Source organism: Viridibacillus arvi (assembly GCF_001274945.1).
GTDB lineage: Bacteria > Bacillota > Bacilli > Bacillales_A > Planococcaceae > Viridibacillus > Viridibacillus arvi.
Map to the genome: position 1 here is coordinate 1085937 of NZ_LILB01000001.1, position 18438 is coordinate 1104374.

At 33.5% G+C, this 18438-nt stretch carries 15 protein-coding genes and 1 pseudogene; 9 read left to right on the forward strand and 7 right to left on the reverse strand.

All coding sequences use genetic code 11. The features are described 5' to 3' along the window. Window positions 1–67 precede the first annotated feature (67 nt). The gene (locus AMD00_RS05105; protein ID WP_053415982.1) at window positions 68–469 is read right to left on the reverse strand and encodes a holo-ACP synthase; all 402 of its coding nucleotides are present in this window, start codon (window positions 467–469) and stop codon (window positions 68–70) included. A gap of 109 nt (window positions 470–578) precedes the next feature. Beyond that, window positions 579–3590, reverse strand: coding sequence for an efflux RND transporter permease subunit (locus AMD00_RS05110; protein WP_053415983.1), 3012 nt, complete (start codon window positions 3588–3590; stop codon window positions 579–581). Window positions 3591–4161: 571 nt separating this feature from the next. On the opposite strand from AMD00_RS05110, the gene AMD00_RS05115 reads away from it, so the two are divergent. From AMD00_RS05115 to AMD00_RS05135, 5 genes are all read left to right on the forward strand, one after another. Continuing rightward, window positions 4162–5058 (forward strand): polyprenyl synthetase family protein, encoded by an 897-nt coding sequence (locus AMD00_RS05115; protein ID WP_053415984.1) that lies wholly within the window; start codon window positions 4162–4164, stop codon window positions 5056–5058. 11 nt (window positions 5059–5069) lie between these two features. Further along, entirely contained in the window at window positions 5070–5234 is a 165-nt protein-coding gene (comX, locus tag AMD00_RS05120; protein WP_038185187.1) for a competence pheromone ComX, read from the forward strand. Next, window positions 5219–7504, forward strand: coding sequence for a sensor histidine kinase (locus AMD00_RS05125; RefSeq protein WP_157059175.1), 2286 nt, complete (start codon window positions 5219–5221; stop codon window positions 7502–7504). The genes comX and AMD00_RS05125 overlap by 16 nt, the downstream gene beginning before the upstream one ends. A gap of 7 nt (window positions 7505–7511) precedes the next feature. Further along, a complete protein-coding gene (locus AMD00_RS05130; protein ID WP_053415985.1) occupies window positions 7512–8138 on the forward strand; it encodes a response regulator transcription factor in 627 nt (208 codons plus the stop codon). A 575-nt stretch (window positions 8139–8713) separates the two neighbouring features. Continuing rightward, window positions 8714–9364: a hypothetical protein gene (locus AMD00_RS05135; protein ID WP_053415986.1), complete on the forward strand. Its 651-nt coding sequence runs from the start codon at window positions 8714–8716 to the stop codon at window positions 9362–9364. Window positions 9365–9516: 152 nt separating this feature from the next. Here the strand turns inward: AMD00_RS05135 and AMD00_RS05140 are convergent, their stop codons facing one another. From AMD00_RS05140 to AMD00_RS05165, 5 genes are all read right to left on the reverse strand, one after another. Further along, window positions 9517–10116 (reverse strand): GNAT family N-acetyltransferase, encoded by a 600-nt coding sequence (locus AMD00_RS05140; protein WP_245639441.1) that lies wholly within the window; start codon window positions 10114–10116, stop codon window positions 9517–9519. Between the two features lie 66 nt (window positions 10117–10182). After that, on the reverse strand, window positions 10183–10764 hold the full coding sequence (locus tag AMD00_RS05145) for an LOG family protein (protein WP_053416793.1): 582 nt from the start codon (window positions 10762–10764) through the stop codon (window positions 10183–10185). Between the two features lie 646 nt (window positions 10765–11410). After that, a complete protein-coding gene (locus tag AMD00_RS05155) occupies window positions 11411–12214 on the reverse strand; it encodes an arsenite methyltransferase (RefSeq protein WP_053415988.1) in 804 nt (267 codons plus the stop codon). Between the two features lie 100 nt (window positions 12215–12314). After that, window positions 12315–13367, reverse strand: a complete 1053-nt coding sequence (gene arsB / locus AMD00_RS05160; protein WP_053415989.1) for an ACR3 family arsenite efflux transporter — start codon at window positions 13365–13367, stop codon at window positions 12315–12317. A gap of 2 nt (window positions 13368–13369) precedes the next feature. Next, window positions 13370–13675 carry an ArsR/SmtB family transcription factor gene (locus AMD00_RS05165; protein ID WP_053416794.1) on the reverse strand — a complete coding sequence of 102 codons (306 nt, stop codon included), beginning with the start codon at window positions 13673–13675 and terminating at the stop codon, window positions 13370–13372. A gap of 443 nt (window positions 13676–14118) precedes the next feature. On the opposite strand from AMD00_RS05165, the gene AMD00_RS05170 reads away from it, so the two are divergent. From AMD00_RS05170 to AMD00_RS22780, 4 genes and pseudogenes are all read left to right on the forward strand, one after another. Beyond that, on the forward strand, window positions 14119–14601 hold the full coding sequence (locus tag AMD00_RS05170) for a PTS sugar transporter subunit IIA (protein ID WP_053415990.1): 483 nt from the start codon (window positions 14119–14121) through the stop codon (window positions 14599–14601). Window positions 14602–14642: 41 nt separating this feature from the next. Next, window positions 14643–15461: a PRD domain-containing protein gene (locus AMD00_RS05175; RefSeq protein ID WP_053415991.1), complete on the forward strand. Its 819-nt coding sequence runs from the start codon at window positions 14643–14645 to the stop codon at window positions 15459–15461. A 68-nt stretch (window positions 15462–15529) separates the two neighbouring features. After that, window positions 15530–16975 carry an N-acetylglucosamine-specific PTS transporter subunit IIBC gene (gene nagE / locus AMD00_RS05180; protein WP_053415992.1) on the forward strand — a complete coding sequence of 482 codons (1446 nt, stop codon included), beginning with the start codon at window positions 15530–15532 and terminating at the stop codon, window positions 16973–16975. Between the two features lie 233 nt (window positions 16976–17208). Next, a pseudogene (locus tag AMD00_RS22780) lies at window positions 17209–18341 on the forward strand (IS3 family transposase). Window positions 18342–18438 lie beyond the last annotated feature (97 nt).

An 18438-nucleotide genomic window follows, 5' to 3' on the forward strand; every position in this document is an offset into this window, starting at 1 on the left:
GCATTTACCGCATGCACCGCCGTAACGTGCTACATTTTTAAGATCCTTAATTTGCATTGGTTTCGCTTTAATTTTCACTAGTTTTCACCTCCTTTAATTTCTCTGCAGTAACAAATGCAATGACATTTTTTGATGTATAACTAATCGAGTGATGTAAAATAATTCCTTCTTCTTTTAAATTGATTTTTGATGTATAAATATTTGTCTCTCCATTATCATCGATGAAAAATTCAATATTTAAAAAATTAAATTTTTCATAAACAAGATGATTAATGGCTTTATATGCTGCCTCTTTAATAACGAAACATTTAGCTATCCATACTAATCTAAGCTCACTATCTTGTAATCCCATACAATAGTCTCTCTCTTTTTTGGAGAGAACCTTTTCAATGATCCAAATTTCATTTCTTTTAAGCATTTTATCTAAACTGGCTAGTTCAATCATATCTACTCCGATTCCAACTAACACTACAATGTATCACTCTTTCATATAATTAATTTTAAATCTTATTTATTTTAATAATTGACTAATATTGAGTTTTTTTTATTAAATACTTATCTACATTAGGATTCATTATTTACTTTTTTTGCAAGTTAAACAAACTGTATAGTATTGGTACAATAAACAGCGTTAATAAAGTAGATGTTGACAGCCCTCCAATGACGACAACAGAGAGTGATTTTGACACCATTCCTGATTCATTTGAGATAGCCATTGGAATTAAAGCACCGATTGTTGCAATAGCAGTCATCAAAATTGGTCGAATACGTATGACGCCGGCTTCAATTATAGCTTCTTGTTTGATCATTCCACTTCTTTCATTTTGCTTCACCTTATCTACTAGAACGATAGCATTCGTTACTACAATCCCATTCAACATGAGTAAACCAATCATTACAGGCATACCAATTGGTTCATTTACTATATAAAGTCCAATTAGCGCTCCAATGATAGAAAATGGTATTGCAAACAGAATAACAAATGGAGCCTTTCCTTCTCTAAATGCAATTACCATGACTAAATATACTAAGAAAATACTGATTACGATGGCAATGAATAGATCTTTAAAGCCATCTGACATCGATGCAGAAGCGCCTTCCTTGTAGTAGCTAATATTTTCTGGTAACTCTAAATCATTGATAATTTCATCTGCTTTCGCTATTACATCCCCTACTTTTTCATCTGTGATTGTACCATTTACCATGATATATTCATTTCCATTCAAATGAGAAACAGCGGTAATATTATCGACTCTTTTCAATTCACCTATCTCTTTGAGAGAAACCGGCATACCCATTACATTGTTAATTTTTTGATTCCCTAGTTTTTCGATGGATGTTATTTCGTCCATCTTCAATCCAAGTTTCACTTCTAATATTTCGCCTTCCATTCTCATTGTTGTTACTATATCACCGCTAATTAGTGTTCGAAGACTTTGTGCTACCACGGCTGGCATTAGTCCTTTTTCAGCAAGCTTAACTTCGTCCAAATCAATGACTATTTCAGGCTCTTCACCTTCTAAAGATGTTGTAACATCTGTCATTCCTTCTACTTCTTTTAAACTAGTTTTGATTTGCTCGCTTGCCTTTTTTAAATCCTCAGAATTAGACCCATTTACAACTAGAGTATACCTACCTTCTGCACCACCAATAATTCCACCTACCCCAGATACTGTAATTTTCTCTGGCTCTGTAATGGTTGTAAATTGGGATCTCAAATCTTTTACAAACCCATTAATATTTACTACAGAATCTTTTACAACAAATGAAATTGTTGCACTTTCAGAAGCTCCGTCAATATTTGTATTTACCAGATTTATATCCTCTTGATCAATTAAGATTTTCTCCACTTTACTAGCTGCTTCAATTGTTTTCTTTGGAGCAGTTCCTTTTTCCATTTTAATTTCGACATCAAAATCATTCACTTTCTCTTGCGGAAGGAAGGTTGTGCCGAGTCTAGGTGTGATTATGGCAACAGAACCAACTAGAATCAATAATGCTGTAGTTAAAGTTATGAATCGATGTTTTAACACCCAAGTCAATCTTTTACGATACCAAATTTGAAGTGCATTTTCTTGTGGTTCCTTCAGTGTAGTTTTTAAAAGAAAAATTCTCGATAATAGTGGAACAAGAGTTATTGCAACAATTAATGAAATCAATAATGAAATAACTATTGTCCATGCAAGTGGTTTGAAAAATCCCCCTACAATCCCTGGTACAAAAGCCAATGGCAAGAAAACCGCTACAGTTGTGATTGTGGAAGTGGTGATAGCAGATGCGACTTCTCTTGTAGCTTGTTCTATGAGCTTATCATTTCTTTCTTTTGAAGCCCTTACCCTTCTAAAAACATTTTCAATTACTACAATTGAGTCATCCACTACCCGTCCGCAAGCTACTGCAATTCCTGCAAGTGTCATAATATTTAATGTATATCCTATCGTTTTCATCAGAAGAAAAGATGCAAATATGGATACTGGAATGGATATAACAGCAATAATGGTCGAACGAATATTTCTTAAAAATAACAGGGTTACGACAACGGCCATTAATGCACCTAAAAATGCCTCCTTGAGCATAGAATAGACTGATTTCTTAATTTCAATAGATTGATCGCGCAGTGTTTCTACTTTATATCCTTCAGGAAGATCCAAATTTTTCATTTCTTCCTTAACTTGGTCAACTATAGCTACTACATTAGCTCCACCTTCGGCCATAATACCTAAACTTACTCCCTGTTCTCCGTTTATTCGTGTAATATTATTTGTGTATTCACTTTCATATGTAACTTCAGCAATTTCACCTAAAGTAATCGTTCCAGGTAAAGTCTTAGTGGTTTTTGAATTTGCTCCTTGTGTGAAAATCTTTATTTTTTTAACATCTTCAACTGATTTTAATTCTTTATTTATTCGCACCGGTAATACTTCGTTAGATACAGAAATATCACCGGTCGGCATCGAAAGATTATTTGCTGAAATGGCTGTTTTCACATCATTAATTGTAATTCCACTTTCCTCTAATTGTTTAGGTATTAGTCGAACAAGCACTAACCGATCTGCAACCCCGCCAACCTCGATTTCACTTACTCCATCGATTACTTCAATGAGTGGAATTATACGTTTTTTCATAAAGTTTTGAACTTCTTCATAATTTTCTTCGGCATAAATCCCCATTGAAAAAACAATTGGATTATCATCAGGACTAGATAATTCAAACTTCGGTTCTTCTGCCAATTTTGGGAGTTGAATCTTGTCAATACTTGCCCTTACTAACTGTTCAGCTTGCTTCATATCAATTGACATATCAAATTCTATCGTTGAATATGCTGCATTAGCAACGCCACCTGTATATACATTCTTTCCGCCTTCAAGCTTTATAAATTCTCTTTCCATTTGCTCCCCAATATCATTCATTGATTGTTCAGGTGAAGCACCTGGATAAGGTATAAAAACTGTCAAATATGGAATGTCCACGTTTGGATACTTCTCAATATGTAACTCTTTTAAAGAATAAATTCCCCCTGCAACAATAAGAAGTACCACTAAACACAGAGCTAAAGCACTTTTCATACTAAACTGAATTATTGATTTCATCTTATACCTGCCTCTATAAATATTTATTTAACTTCATTTCTGAACCATTTGATTAATTGTGTGCCATTCTATTGAAAATGATATGATATTCGGCGCAATTGGAAACTAGGTAAATACCAAATCACAAATCTATTTAGTATAAACAACTAATATATAGTGTTATTTCTGCCATTTACAATAAATTATATTTAATGAAATATATAGTAATTATTAATAAAAAAAAATAAAATAGTCCCAATTTGATTTCATAATTTGTCTGATTAGTGTATTACTAACTTCTTAATTCATCTATATTTTCTATATTCAGATTAATATACTATTATCCGTCATTTCAAGGTAAGAAATACGACATTACTATTTCGGTTTCCCGACATATTTTGTCATTATTTGTTAAAAACACTCTATAAAGATAGAGGTAACTCTATATAAAAAGAGTTACAGTCTACATAAAACAGTAATATAACACACATTTTTTACGTTATTTACCATTTTACTATTCCATTTAGTCGATATATGATTCATAATGAATGTATACTGAATGTATTTGTTACAACAAAAGGTGGTTTGTATAATGCGACATAATGAGGTCTTAATTATTAAAATGAAAGAACTAATTACAACGAATCAACATTTACATCTAGCTTTTCAGGACCAACTTATTCAATATATCAATGTCAAAACAAACGCTTCTTTCATGTTTGCTCATCTTTGCCTTTTCCATTATGAGGCATTTGGCTGTGAACTAGATGATGATGTGGTGTCGATTGCAGCAGCACTTGAGTTACTTATTTTAAGCTTTGATATAATTGATGATTTACAAGATGGTGATGTCGATACAATCTGGTCTCAGGATACCTCAATCGGTTTAAATGGAGCTATTGCGCTTCTGTTTATTGCGAAACAAATTGTATTAAAAACTTCAAGTCGATACAAATGGGAAGTTGCTTGTTTGCTAGAAGAATATGGCCTTGATTGTATTAATGGTCAACAACAAGATTTACTTAATACAGCACGGACTGAAGAAGCATATCTCAATATGATTCGCCAAAAATCTGGTTCATTAACTGCACTAAGTTGTCAGCTTGGTGTTGTCTTAGCTACTGGCCAAATAAATTCAACGGTTGCACGATATGCTGAACATATCGGCATGATTCAGCAAATCAAAAACGATATTACAGACTTAAAATATTGGAATGGAAAAAATGATATTCTCTATAAAAAATATTCGTTGTCAATTCTTTTTTTATTTTCACAGCCCTCATCAGTTGCGGTACATCTAAATGATTACTACGCAGGTAATACGCATTCAGTAAATGTTCCCTTACTTCAAAAAGCATTAATTGATAGTGGTGCGATTCAATATGCACTGGCGATTAAAAACTTATTAAAGCTAGAAGCTTTAGTATTTTTAAAGCAGATTAAAATGCACGAAGTAGACCTTTTATATGTAGAAAAATTAATGAAATGAGGTAATGTCAAATGATGAAATTCATTCAATACTTACAAGAAAACCCAGCGTTCATACAACTTTTAAAGGATAATAAGCTTTCTTTAGTAGGTGTAACTTCACTACAACAAAAAGCGATTGTGGAAGCATATGATAATGATGTATGCTTAGGCAGCCTAGGTTGGCGACCACTTTAATCCCTCTCCGTTCGTTCATCACCTTGTTAACACTTTATATCGCTGTTGGGAGTTATGTACTTTATATCAGCTATAGTTCTCCTATTATTGGGATAGAGGTTGTAAAACAAGACGATCGATTGGTAATTGAGCATTTCGAATATCCTGATTGGGCAGAACTCCATGAAATAAGTAAGGGTGATATATTAATTGCAATCGATGACTTCTCTCCTTATAAATTGGAGCACGTTGCACCAGACGGGATTGTTCGATCTGCTAAAACACTAACTGTAATGGACGCTACAGGAAACAATAAAGAAATTATTGTTTTGTATCATGAATTGCCTAAGGCATTTTCACATTTTTTCATTTTACCATTAATTTACTTTTTACTTATCTTGTCATTAGCAATTTATTTATATAAGCAAAAAAGTGGCAATGTCGCTTCACTGAATATTTTAATTTATTTTTTGCTAACGGTATCACTTGCATATTGTAGTGTTGGTGCATCCACCCAACTACATCCCGTGGGTAGTATTGTTAATAGTACATGTTTAATCCTATGCCTTGTACTACTCATTCACTTTTTACAAAAGTATTTTGCTTTTTTGCGTATACCATGGAGATTTAATAAAAACATTTGGATCTTATATCTCATTACAGTGTGTGTTTTCCTAGTATCTATGATAGAAATTTTCAATTCAGCATTTTTCACTTTGAATACGATCATCATATTGCTGCTATTTGTGGCTCTGATTTTTTATATTTTAATCATTCTTGCAACTTCGTACACTCGTGATCGAAGCATTCAGCTCCAAATACTTTTTTGGTTTATCGTTCTACCATTTTTACCTTTTGTCATTTTTTATGTACTCCCTGAATTATTATTTCAACAAACAATTTTAAGTCCATCGACTTGCGCTATATCGTTACTATGCATTCCCTTTACATTCACCTTTATGCAAGTAACGGAACGATTATTTGATGTTGACTATTATGTTTCTCGTATACGTTACTATGTGCTGTTTGCTGGTGGTATGACAGTTTGGCTAATGATAGGTATTGACTCGTTTTTATCGATTTCAATCCTTACTAATATAGGTATAGCACTTTTTATTTTCATTTCTATTTTTGTGCTGTTATGTGTTAAAGAAAAAATTGATTATGTGTATAGAAAAGTATTATTTTCTACGAACGGCAATAATATTCATTTTTTGTATTCGATTATCGATAAAGTCGGAAAAGAAATAAAAATGGAAGATTTATTTAACACACTTTCCGATCAACTTATGAAGCAATTAGAAATGAATACGGTTTATGTCATACATTATGATATGGAAACTGAACAGATTTCTCTTGCTAATGCTCAGTCTGAAGAGAATAGGCACCAACTCCAATTAACGCCAAAGGATTTACATCAACTACAAGTTGGATCAATAAAGAAATTTCAAACGTTTTACGTCGCTTGCTTACATCGAAATATAAAAACAAAATACTTTTTGATTTTAAGAACCAACTCCAAAATCCATTTAAAGAAGGAAGAACTTCTATGGTTAGAATTACTGCTTCATTACATTGATAATTTTGTTGAAAACACACAGCTTGTAGAGGATTTAATGTTTGAGTTAAAGCAAGCAAAGGAAGGACAAAACTATCCTGCTTGGCTACATAAGCTCTGCTGGTTACAGCTTGAAGAAGTAAAAAGTCAACTTGGACAAGAACTCCATGATACTATTTTACAAGAGCAAATTTTTTTAATTCGCGAATTGGACAACTTACTTTATGAACGTGATCGCAATCTCGTACAACAAAGAATTTTACAAATTCATCAGCAACTAATAACAATAAATGTCCAGTTGCGTCTATACTGCGAGCAACTTAAGCCTCCGCTTCTTCAAACACTTGGTTTGGAAGCTGCACTGACGAAATTATTTAATCAGACCGAACAACGAGCTCACTTTACTTTAATGCATTCTATTGAACCGTTACTAATAGATGACAATGAGATGTCGTTACTCATTTATCGTTTAATCCAAGAAATGTTAAACAATGCAATAACACATTCTAAGGCAACATATGTAAAAATTGAACTTCGTGCTTTATCACAAGGTTTTCATTTATTTTATATGGATAACGGGGTTGGCTGTCACTTAGAAGATTTGTGTTTATCTGGGACGATGGGGATAATTGGCATGAAGGAACGTGTTGCCGCATACAAAGGGACTATGGTTATTGACTCTTACCCTAATGAAGGTATGCAGTTTGATATTACGGTCAATAAAGGAGGCTAAACTATCCATGATAAATATTTTAATCATCGACGACCATCCAATTGTATTAGAAGGTAGTAAAAATCTATTTAATAATATCGATGATATGCGAGCGGATACAGAAAAAAATCCTGCAAATATTCCAGAAATTGTACAAAAAACACCATATGATGTTTATTTAATTGACATTAATATGCCAGGTACAAATGGTATTGACGTCGGAGCTACCATTTGCTCTCTCCAACCTGAAGCAAAGATTATTTTGTATACAGGCGATCAGATCGAAGATTACTACTCACTTATCGTGGAAAAAAAAATACATGGGCTTCTTTCGAAAACCGTCACAAAAGAGCGCATACTTCGGACAATACGTTCAACAATGGATGGCGATATTATCTTACCTTGGAGCTTCGTCGATTTCGTTCAGAAATTAGATCAACCTCAAATTTCTAAGCAACCACTACTTTTAAATGAACGTGAGAAGAAAATTTTACAATTCGTCGTACAGGGCTATACTAATAGTGCTATTGCTCTCGAAATTGATCTTACTCCACGAACTGTTGAACGAAACTTATCACATATTTATCACTTACTGAATGTTACAACACGAACAGAAGCCGCTCTAATGGCAAAAGAATTAAAATTAATTGATTAAATAAATCCAGTTGCACCAAAAAAATTGCACCCTATAAAGTTAAGTGACACTTATAAAAGTCTACTTTACTTTATAGGTTATTTGCATTTATTTTGAAAAAAATGAGTTTTTATATACAAATGTCGCACTGTTTTAGACATTAATCGAATTAATTTTAGGTTGGCTTAGCTTTTTGAAATCCTTACTTTTGGACTTGGAATCCGTATTGGAGCAGCTAATGGTGAGCCTAGGATGAATAAAACGATCTTGCTATATTTAAGTAAAGTATAGTGTATGTAGAAGTATTTTTATAGATAACAGAATCAATATCTTTAGAAATTGTGTTTTCTAAAGATGCATTCTTGATATCCACGAAAAACTTTTTTCCTATAATTAAAGAATATAACAATTGTTCAAACATTGCTTATGGGTATTCATCTTTTTTTCCTTAATTAAGTAATTTTTAAACCTAATAATAAACATATACACTCAAAAAATCCATTTTATAGTATAATTCTTCATATAAAACATTAGGAATAAATTAGTAACCAACAATTGTTTTAAATCCTTATTTATCGAGAAAGGAGCTACAAAAGATGTTAAATACTATATTCACTATTATTTTTATCTTTGGTATTTACTATTTAATTCGATATCGAATTAAATTGAGAAAAGCTGTTCAGCTCTCTAAAGACGCTCTCTACCCTAGTAAGGAAGAAGAATTTAATAGTATCCTCATCCCAACTGAGTGGCGGGAAATGGAGTGTCTCAGTAAAAATACGAAGTCTTACCAATATGTTAAATGGGGAACAGTAGTTGCAATTTTACTATTAGCCATTTTGTTAGCGATTGTGCTTGCAACTGATGTACTAGGAACTTCTTCATTTAGTATTGTTTCTTTATTTTTTGTGATTATTTCCGCCATTAAACATCGTAGTAATTTGTTCATATTAGCAAATGGCATAATCTTTGATAGCAAGTTCTATTCATTCAGTAATATAAAAGGTTATGAAGTAGAAAAAATAAGTCGTTGGCATGAGCTCTATGGTCTTGACCCAAAAGTAAATAATGGTTATAAATTTGTTTTAAACATAAAAAACAATCCATTTTCACCTAATTTCATTGTAGTAAAAGATTATGCAAGCATTGAAAAAATTGTAGATTTACTTGAGAAAGAGGGTGTTTCAGGGATAATAAATGAAGAGAAACCTTATGCTACTGTCAACTCATCTACTAATAAATTTTAGATATTAGATTTGAAGGTATATCAGTGCTTAACAATTGATAGATCATTAACCCATTTTTAATAAACAGATTTCTTATCAAGAAAAAAAGAGCATGTATTGATCAATCATTCAAAACATGCTCTTTTTTTATTCCCAGTATTATTTTGATGTATTTAATGTTCAGAACCCCTATATACCATTGTGATAGATGTGCCTGATATACCGAATTTTTGAAACCCGAGTTTATTATATATATGTACTGCGTCACTATTATCTGGATCTACACTTAAGGAAATGGACTTATACCCCTCTACCATAGCAAGCTGGATGATTTTGTTCATAAGTAAAGTTCCAATCCCCTTTCCCCTACCATTCTCTACAACAGCAATGCCTAATTCTGGCGTGTTGTGATCGACATATCCATAGCCTTGATTATTTTCTTCAAATAATCTGTACCAGACCGCTCCTACTTTTTGGTTTTCTTCATCGATAGCAATTAGTGCTCTATCGCCCTGTCTTCCCCAACCTTCATGATATTTTCTAATATGCGGGACATTTAACAACTCTTCTCTAGTCAGTTTATTGTTAGGAATATGGATTGACTCATACAACATATCCAATAAAAACTCGTGCTCATTTTCTTCAAGATCTCTTATAAAAACCAATATATATTCATCTCCTTTTCCTTTAATGTAATTACCCTTAAGCAAATTAATAAGCAAAGTCGTATTCGAAGAGCATCTAGCTTGTTCAGAAAGATTGTCCATAAGCATTTTTGATATCCTCTTACTATTAAAACAGGCTATGACCTCTATAAACCATAGCCTGTTTTTTAACTATCAAGTTTGTTTTTCAGTAATATAAGATTTTACAGTTGGTGCTTCATATGAATTAAATTGGTCGAGTAGTCCACTTGGTTCTACATCTACTAGCGCCATAGTACGGTACTTTTCATGTAAGAACTGTTCATCAGACATATGATTAAATAAAGCAATAAGAGGATCATAATAATGATTAATATTTAAGAGCCCACAAGGTTTTTGATGTAATCCAAGCTGAGCCCAAGTGAAAATCTCTAAGAATTCTTCTAATGTTCCTGGTCCACCTGGCAATGCCATAAATCCATCTGCAAGTTTTGCCATTTTTTCTTTCCTATCATGCATAGAGTCTACTACAATTAGTTCAGTTAGATTCTTATGAGAGATTTCTCTTTTCTCTAGAAAACTAGGCATTACTCCAATTACTTTTCCGCCCGCTTCTAATACAGCATCTGCAACTGCACCCATGACACCTACACTTGCCCCTCCGTATACAAGGGTAATATCACGTTTAGCCAACTCTTTACCCAGTTTTTTCGTCACTTCTACATAGATATCCGAAGCTCCATTACTTGATCCACAAAATACAGCTAGAGTTTTCAATATATCACGTCCCATTATGTAATTTTTCTTTCATATATTACATTACTTTGAAATTGCTTTTGCATCAATACCAAACATAAAAACCATTATTTTACTTTTATGTATTTTTAATTTAAACTTAAGTTTTATGAACGATTTTATTAAATGTTATTTTTTGATACTTTAAAGAAAGGGTGATCAAGCATGATAATTTTTGATTGGTTGGACAGCTGGTTAGCAAGCGATATAATGCATTTTAATTTATTTGTTGGTACCTCTACGATTCTCTCGTTAATTGCCATTATCATATTTTTTATTATAAGAAAAAAAATAGCGAGTAAAGGTGAGAATTCTTTTCGTATCTATTTCAAGATAACTTCTTCTATGTATATTTCACTGCTTATTTTGGTAACTGTATATATGTTCTGGGTTCCTGCTGGGACTTTGTATTCTAGGCAATATATAAACATGTCTATTTCACTTTCATTTTTTATTGGCGCTATTTCCAGCATTTATTATTATCGAAAAGCTTATTGAAAGAAGTGTATGGAATAAAAAAATGACTCCGCTACTTTTGCGAAGTCATTTTTTACTCAATTATTTTGATTTCTATAATTTGTTCTAATTACTACTTTTATTCATTTCAAATCAAAAGCTGTATATCATTCTATTTCTCAGCTTGAATAATAGCCGACACGATATATTCTTCCACTCGATGTTCTGGTGCCCATTCCTTGATAAATTCTTTCGATTCGTCTTTTGGAGTGATTTGAATATTTTTAAATCCTGCTTCTTGCAAGTAAGACGTCAATTCTTCTATTGGTGAGGCGCCTGCGATGCAACCTGAATATAGCTCCATATTTTGTTTCATATCAATTGGTAAAGTAGTTGTTAAAATTACATCTGAAATGGCTAAACGACCGCCATCTTTTAGAACACGGTATGCTTCTTCAAAAACGCGCAATTTATTTGGTGATAAATTGATGACACAGTTTGACATGATCACATCGACAGATTGATCTGCGACTGGTAAATTTTCAATCTCACCTAGGCGAAATTCCACATGATTAAATTGCGGTTTTTCTGCGTTTTTCCGAGCTTTCGAAATCATTTCTGGTGTCATATCTACACCAATGACTTTTCCATTCGAGCCCACTTTAGGCGCAGCTAAAAAGCAGTCAAATCCACCGCCAGAACCTAAATCTACTACAGTTTCACCTTCTTTTAAAACCGCAATTGCTTGTGGATTTCCACATCCTAATCCCATATTGGCACCGTTCGGAATACTTGTAAGTTCTTCAGTTGTGTACCCCATTTTTTGCGAGATCTCTTTTACAGAGATATTTTGATTTTCATCTGGTGTGCAACAGCTTGGAGTACAGCAGCTGTTTGTATCAATGTTTTTCAACGCTACTTTTTTATAATTATCACGCACACCTTGGCGTATTTGATCGTTTTTCATTTCTGTCATTTTTATATCCTCCGTCTACATCTATATATAAGCGTTCACTTATATAATGAGTTAAAATAAAACCTAGGCAACGCTAGGCGTAAACCTTATGATTCAATACTTACAATTCAACTTCAAAATATTTCTTTTTCCATCTAAGGGCTACTCCTACTAGAGCTATTAACACTGGTACTTCAACAAGTGGACCAATAACAGCGGCAAACGCAGCACCACTATGAATACCAAACACACCAACAGCTACTGCTATCGCTAATTCAAAGTTATTGCTGGCAGCAGTAAACGAAAGTGCTGCTGTCACTGGATAATTTGCTCCTGCTTTTCTTGAAGCAAAGAACGACACGACAAACATGATCAAGAAATAGATTAATAGAGGAATCGCTATACGAATTACATCCACTGGTAATTCAATAATCTTATCCCCTTTTAAAGAAAACATCATGACAATTGTGAACAATAAAGCAATCAATGTTAATGGTGAAATCTTAGGAATAAATCGATTTTCATACCACTCGATCCCCTTTACTTTAATACCAATAACACGCGTTAATATACCTGCAACAAATGGGATACCTAAATAAATCAGCACACTCTTTGTAATTTCCCACATTGAAATAGATATATTTAAATTTTCTAATCCAAACCAGCCCGGCATTATATTTAAAAAGAAATAGGCAAATACAGAATAGAATAAGATTTGGAATACAGAGTTAAAGGCAACTAACCCTGCCACATACTCGTTGTCTCCTCGCGCCAAATCATTCCAAACAATGACCATCGCAATACATCTTGCTAGACCAATCATAATTAATCCCGCCATATACTCTGGATAATCATGTAGAAAGATGATGGCTAGGAAAAACATTAAAAATGGACCTAATAGCCAGTTTTGTACGAGTGAGAGTAATAGAACTTTCCAATCTTTAAATACACGCCACATCTCTTCATATTTCACCTTAGCAAGAGGTGCATAGAGCATCACAATTAAACCGATAGCAATTGGAATTGACGTAGTACCTACCGATAAAGTATCTAATGTATCTTTAAAATTTGGTGCAATGACGCTTATAAGAACACCCAACCCCATTGCAATGAAAATCCACAGTGTTAAATACCGATCTAAAAAAGATAGCTGTTTTGTTAACGGTTTTTCCACCTTCAATCATCCCCTTCTTGGGAAGAACAAGTTGGTCCACAATGCTTATATGAGATTGGCTCTAATTCATCAATAATTGCTTGGATATATGGAGATTGTTCTTCATGTAATCGATAATGCTTCCAAGTCCCTTTTTTTCTTTCTAAGATGATGCCAGCATCTTTTAATTTACGTAATTGTTGACTAACAGCTGGCTGCGAGACCTGCAGGACATCAACTAAATCACATACACAGACCTCGCCTTGCTTTAAACAGGCTAACAACTTTAAACGGTTTGCATCACTTACGGCCTTTAACTGTTTTTCCATTATTGTTAAAGAATCCACAATCCCACCTCTTTTATATAATAATTTACTTATATAAGTATACTCTTATATTATAGAGTATTCAAGTTTATTACATTTGCTAATCCTTCATCTAATAAACAAGGTGCACGCTCTTTTTTTATCTTTTACTTGTAGCTTGATCAAAATCGATTAATTTTTTCTTAACTTGTACTTATAATTAAATATCCTTCATATAATTCATTACAATTGTTACAAATTTTTAACTTTTTTTCATATTTCTATTGAATATTAAAATATTTAATGCTATTATCTGAATATTAGAATAATAACGAATCGCATGTTACTGATACGATCAGGCATGGTGGTAAACAAAGAAGTTGTAAAAAACTACTTTGTTTCCTCCATGCCTTTTTTACGCTTTTCTAATGCAGCATTATTACATTATTCAATAAAGGAGTTTTATCATGCTATCAAATTTATTTAAAAAACGTAGTTTAGAAGTTATGGCACCTATAAGTGGAGAAATTATTCCATTAGGTGAAGTTCCAGATCCCGTCTTCAGCCAAAAAATGATGGGAGAAGGTGTCGCGATTATTCCTACTAATGGGAGTGTTCATGCCCCCGTAGAAGGAGAAATAGTTCTCATTTCAGATACAAAGCATGCTATAGGTATACGAACTAGTGATGGTTCAGAGATTCTCATTCACATTGGTTTGGAAACTGTCTCTTTAGGTGGGAAAGGATTTAAAGTACTTGTAAGTGCAGGTGATAAAGTTTCTACAGGGCAAGTTCTTATCGAAGTGGATTGGGAATATATTCGAGAAAACGCAAAAAGCATTGTTACACCTATCATCATTACTAATAGCGCTGACAAAAACATTCAATGCCATTATTCAAAAACAGGAATTCAAGATAAAACCGTATTAATGACCATTTCTGCTAAGTAATGCATCTTTACATTATCGTAAGTAAGGGGAGATCACTTTCGATGAAGATAACGAAGATTCTCAATAATAATGCCGTAGTTGTACTAGATAACGAGCGTGAGAAGATTGCTATAGGATCCGGAGTTGCCTTTAATAAAAAACGAAACGATATCGTCAATCTAGATAGAATAGAAAAGATATTTGTTATGAGGGAAAATGACAAACTTCAACAATTGTTAAGTCGAATTCCAGAAGAACATTTTACAATCTCTGAAGAAATTATTTCGTATGCTGAAGAATACATTGGTGGTAAGTTGAACGAACATATTCATATTGTTCTTACTGACCATGTGTCATTTGCAATTGAAAGGCTAAAAGATGGTATTCAACTCAATAACAAGCTCTTAAATGAGATAAAAATCTTATATAGGAGAGAATTTGAGATTGGTCTTTGGGCAATACAACATATAAAAGAAAGATGCCAAGTTGAAATGCCGGAAGATGAAGCTGCTTACATCGCTCTTCATATCCATACGATGAAACTACAAGGAGGCGATTTACATCAAACGTTAAAGCAAACGACAATTATTCGGGATATGGTTCAAATTATACAAAAAAAACTAAACATACATCTTGAGGAAAGTGATATTTCCTATCATCGTCTAATCACACATTTACGTTTTGCTTTAACAAGGATGAATCATTATGAGCTGCATACAATGGATGAAGAAATGCTCGTCATGATTAAAAAGAAATTTCCCTATTCGTACAATTGTGCTGTCGAAGTGACCAAAGAGTTAAAGAAGTTGCATGGTATTGACCTACCAGATCATGAGTTAGGCTACATCGCAGTCCATATTGAAAGATTACGAAAGCAATAAAAAATTGAAATTATTTTATTTTTTTAATCAGAGTTATCTAAATATTCTGTATTGGAGTGAGTTATTATATGATGAAATATTTACAACGGCTTGGTCGTTCTTTAATGTTACCAGTAGCTGTTTTACCTGCTGCGGCAATTTTGATGGGTATCGGCTATTGGATTGATCCGGATGGCTGGGGTTCCGGAAATGTATTAGCAGCTTTCTTAATCAAAGCTGGATCTTCGATTATTGATAACATGTCGTATCTATTTGCAGTTGGTGTAGCATTGGGGATGTCCAAAAATAAAGATGGCTCTGCTGCATTAAGTGGGCTAGTTGCTTTCTTAGTAGTGACGACATTACTTTCTACTGAAACAGTTTCTATGCTACTAAGTACTGATGTAGCCAATGTAAATCCCGCATTTATTAAAATCGAAAACCAATTTATCGGTATTATTTCAGGCATTGTTGCTTCTATCATGTACAACCGCTTTAGTCATGTACAATTACCAGATTTCTTAGCGTTCTTTAGTGGTAAACGATTAGTTCCCATAATGACAGCTGCTTCTATGCTAGTCGTTTCCGCAGCATTGTTCTTTATCTGGCCAGTTGTATATTCTGCATTAGTTAGTTTTGGTGAAGCTATTAGTGAATTAGGTGCTACTGGTGCAGGGTTATACGGATTCTTTAACCGCCTATTGATCCCAACTGGATTACACCATGCATTAAACTCAGTATTTTGGTTTGACGTTGCTGGCATAGATGATATAGGTAACTTCTGGAAAGGAACTGGCACAAAAGGTGTTACCGGAATGTATCAAGCAGGTTTCTTCCCTATCATGATGTTTGGATTACCAGCTGCTGCTTTAGCAATGTATCATACTGCTAAAACAAAAAGAAAAAAACAAGCTGCTTCATTAATGTTAGCTGCAGGTTTCGCTGCATTCTTCACAGGGGTAACTGAACCACTTGAATTTGCATTTATGTTCTTAGCACCGGCTCTTTATGTTGTACATGCTGCTTTAACAGGTTTATCCTTATTTATCGCTGCAACATTCCACTGGACAGCAGGTTTTGGTTTTAGTGCAGGTTTTGTCGATTTCTTCTTAAGTTCAAGATTGCCACTTGCTAACCAACCTTTAATGTTAATCGTCCAGGGCTTAGTATTTGCAGTCATTTACTATTTCTTATTCCGATTCTTAATAGTGAAATTCAACTTGAAAACACCTGGTAGAGAAGACGATGAAGATGTAGAAATAGATGAAGCTGGAGACACTGCATCAGGTAATAAATTCTCAGACATGGCATCTAAAATTTACGATGCGTTAGGTGGCGATAAAAACGTAACTTCTGTTGACCACTGTGCAACTCGTCTACGTGTAGAAGTTAAAAATATGGATGTTGTGGATCAAAAGAAAATTAAGGCTACTGGTGTTCCTGGTATAAATGTAGTAGGATTACAAAGTATCCAAGTAATCGTTGGAACAAACGTACAGTTTGTTGCTGATGAGATTGAAAAAATACGAAAATAATAGTAATTTACTAGACTGAGTTGTAAAATGCTCAGTCTTTTTTTATTTTTTTAAAAAATAACTCAACTTTCAAACCTAATATTACAACTACTTAGACGGCTCTTTTCTCTTATTCAACTTAAGAGGTAGTATAGTTGTAAAAAAACAATTTTAAATTACTGGAGTTAGTATAGATGTATGGACACATTGAAGTTAAGTCCTTATCCTAGAAATTAAGAGAGGACGTGTCCGTAATGAAACAAAAACGTTACAACAAAGAATTCAAAGAAACAATCGTAGAACTTTATCGCACTGGTACACCCGTCAATCAACTTGCCAGCGAATATGGTGTTACTGATGTAACTATTTATAAATGGATTAAATTGCATTCACCAATTGAAGGTGAAGAATCACTTACACCTGCTGATATCTCAGCCATACAGAAAGAAAACTTACGCTTAAAACAAGAGGTAGAAATTTTAAAAAGGCTATGACCATATTCGCGAAAAAGTGACGGATCAAGAAATTATCGAACATATTAATGAAGAGAAGGCACACTATCCTGTTCAATTGATGTGTCGCGTTTTAAAGTTGCCTAAAAGTACGTATTATCAGGCTGCCCATAAAAAACCTTCGGTATATCATCTGGAAAATCAACATATTACAGAACGTATTCGTGAAATATATCAAGCAAGTGACCGTCGTTATGGAGCACCTAAAATTCACTATTTATTGTGTAGAAGGTTTTCAAGTAAGTATCAAAAGAGTACAGCGTTTAATGAAAAGTGCTGGAATCCGTTCAACTATCGTAAAAAAGTATCGACCGACGCCAACTCAAGTTTTAGTAGAAGAGTGTGAAAATCGTTTAAATCAAGACTTTCAAACAACATCAATTAATGAAAAGTGGGTGGCCGATATTACATATATTCACACACTTAAGGATGGATGGTGTTATTTGGCTTCAGTGTTAGATCTTCATTCAAAGAAAATTGTAGGATACAAGTTTTCTCGTCAAATAACCGTTGAATTAGTCACGCAAGCTTTAGAAAACGCAATTCAGAGTCAAAAACCCCTTGAAGGGCTAATTGTGCATACAGATTTAGGTACGCAATATACAAGTGAAGCCTTCCAATAGCAATTAAAGAGCCACGGTATGATTGCGTCTTTTAGCCGAAAAGGATGTCCATATGACAACGCTTGTATTGAATCCTTTCACGCTACATTGAAAAAGGAAGAAGTTTATAGAAACAGGTATTTGAACTTTGAAACTGCAAAATTGTCACTCTTTCAATACATTGAAAGTTGGTATAATCGGAAAAGAATTCACGGAGCAATCAACTACTTAACACCAGATGAAGTAGAAAAAATATGTCGAGCAACATCCTGACTTAACTTTTTTGTGTCCAAGATATTGACTTAGATCCAAAGTCTTAATTTGATTAAATGGTATCTCCATGCTTGTTTAAACAATTAAATATTAAAAA

Excerpts from the sequence above, each read along its gene's own strand:
- AMD00_RS05170 (WP_053415990.1), top strand. The coding sequence starts at position 14,119 with ATGCTATCAAATTTATTTAAAAAACGTAGTTTAGAAGTTATGGCACCT.
- AMD00_RS05115 (WP_053415984.1), top strand. The coding sequence starts at position 4,162 with ATGCGACATAATGAGGTCTTAATTATTAAAATGAAAGAACTAATTACA.
- AMD00_RS05165 (WP_053416794.1), bottom strand. The coding sequence starts at position 13,675 with ATGGAAAAACAGTTAAAGGCCGTAAGTGATGCAAACCGTTTAAAGTTG.
- AMD00_RS05110 (WP_053415983.1), bottom strand. The coding sequence starts at position 3,590 with ATGAAATCAATAATTCAGTTTAGTATGAAAAGTGCTTTAGCTCTGTGT.
- AMD00_RS05135 (WP_053415986.1), top strand. The coding sequence starts at position 8,714 with ATGTTAAATACTATATTCACTATTATTTTTATCTTTGGTATTTACTAT.
- AMD00_RS05140 (WP_245639441.1), bottom strand. The coding sequence starts at position 10,116 with ATGCTTATGGACAATCTTTCTGAACAAGCTAGATGCTCTTCGAATACG.
- AMD00_RS05130 (WP_053415985.1), top strand. The coding sequence starts at position 7,512 with ATGATAAATATTTTAATCATCGACGACCATCCAATTGTATTAGAAGGT.
- AMD00_RS05175 (WP_053415991.1), top strand. The coding sequence starts at position 14,643 with ATGAAGATAACGAAGATTCTCAATAATAATGCCGTAGTTGTACTAGAT.
- AMD00_RS05155 (WP_053415988.1), bottom strand. The coding sequence starts at position 12,214 with ATGACAGAAATGAAAAACGATCAAATACGCCAAGGTGTGCGTGATAAT.
- comX (WP_038185187.1), top strand. The coding sequence starts at position 5,070 with ATGATGAAATTCATTCAATACTTACAAGAAAACCCAGCGTTCATACAA.
- nagE (WP_053415992.1), top strand. The coding sequence starts at position 15,530 with ATGATGAAATATTTACAACGGCTTGGTCGTTCTTTAATGTTACCAGTA.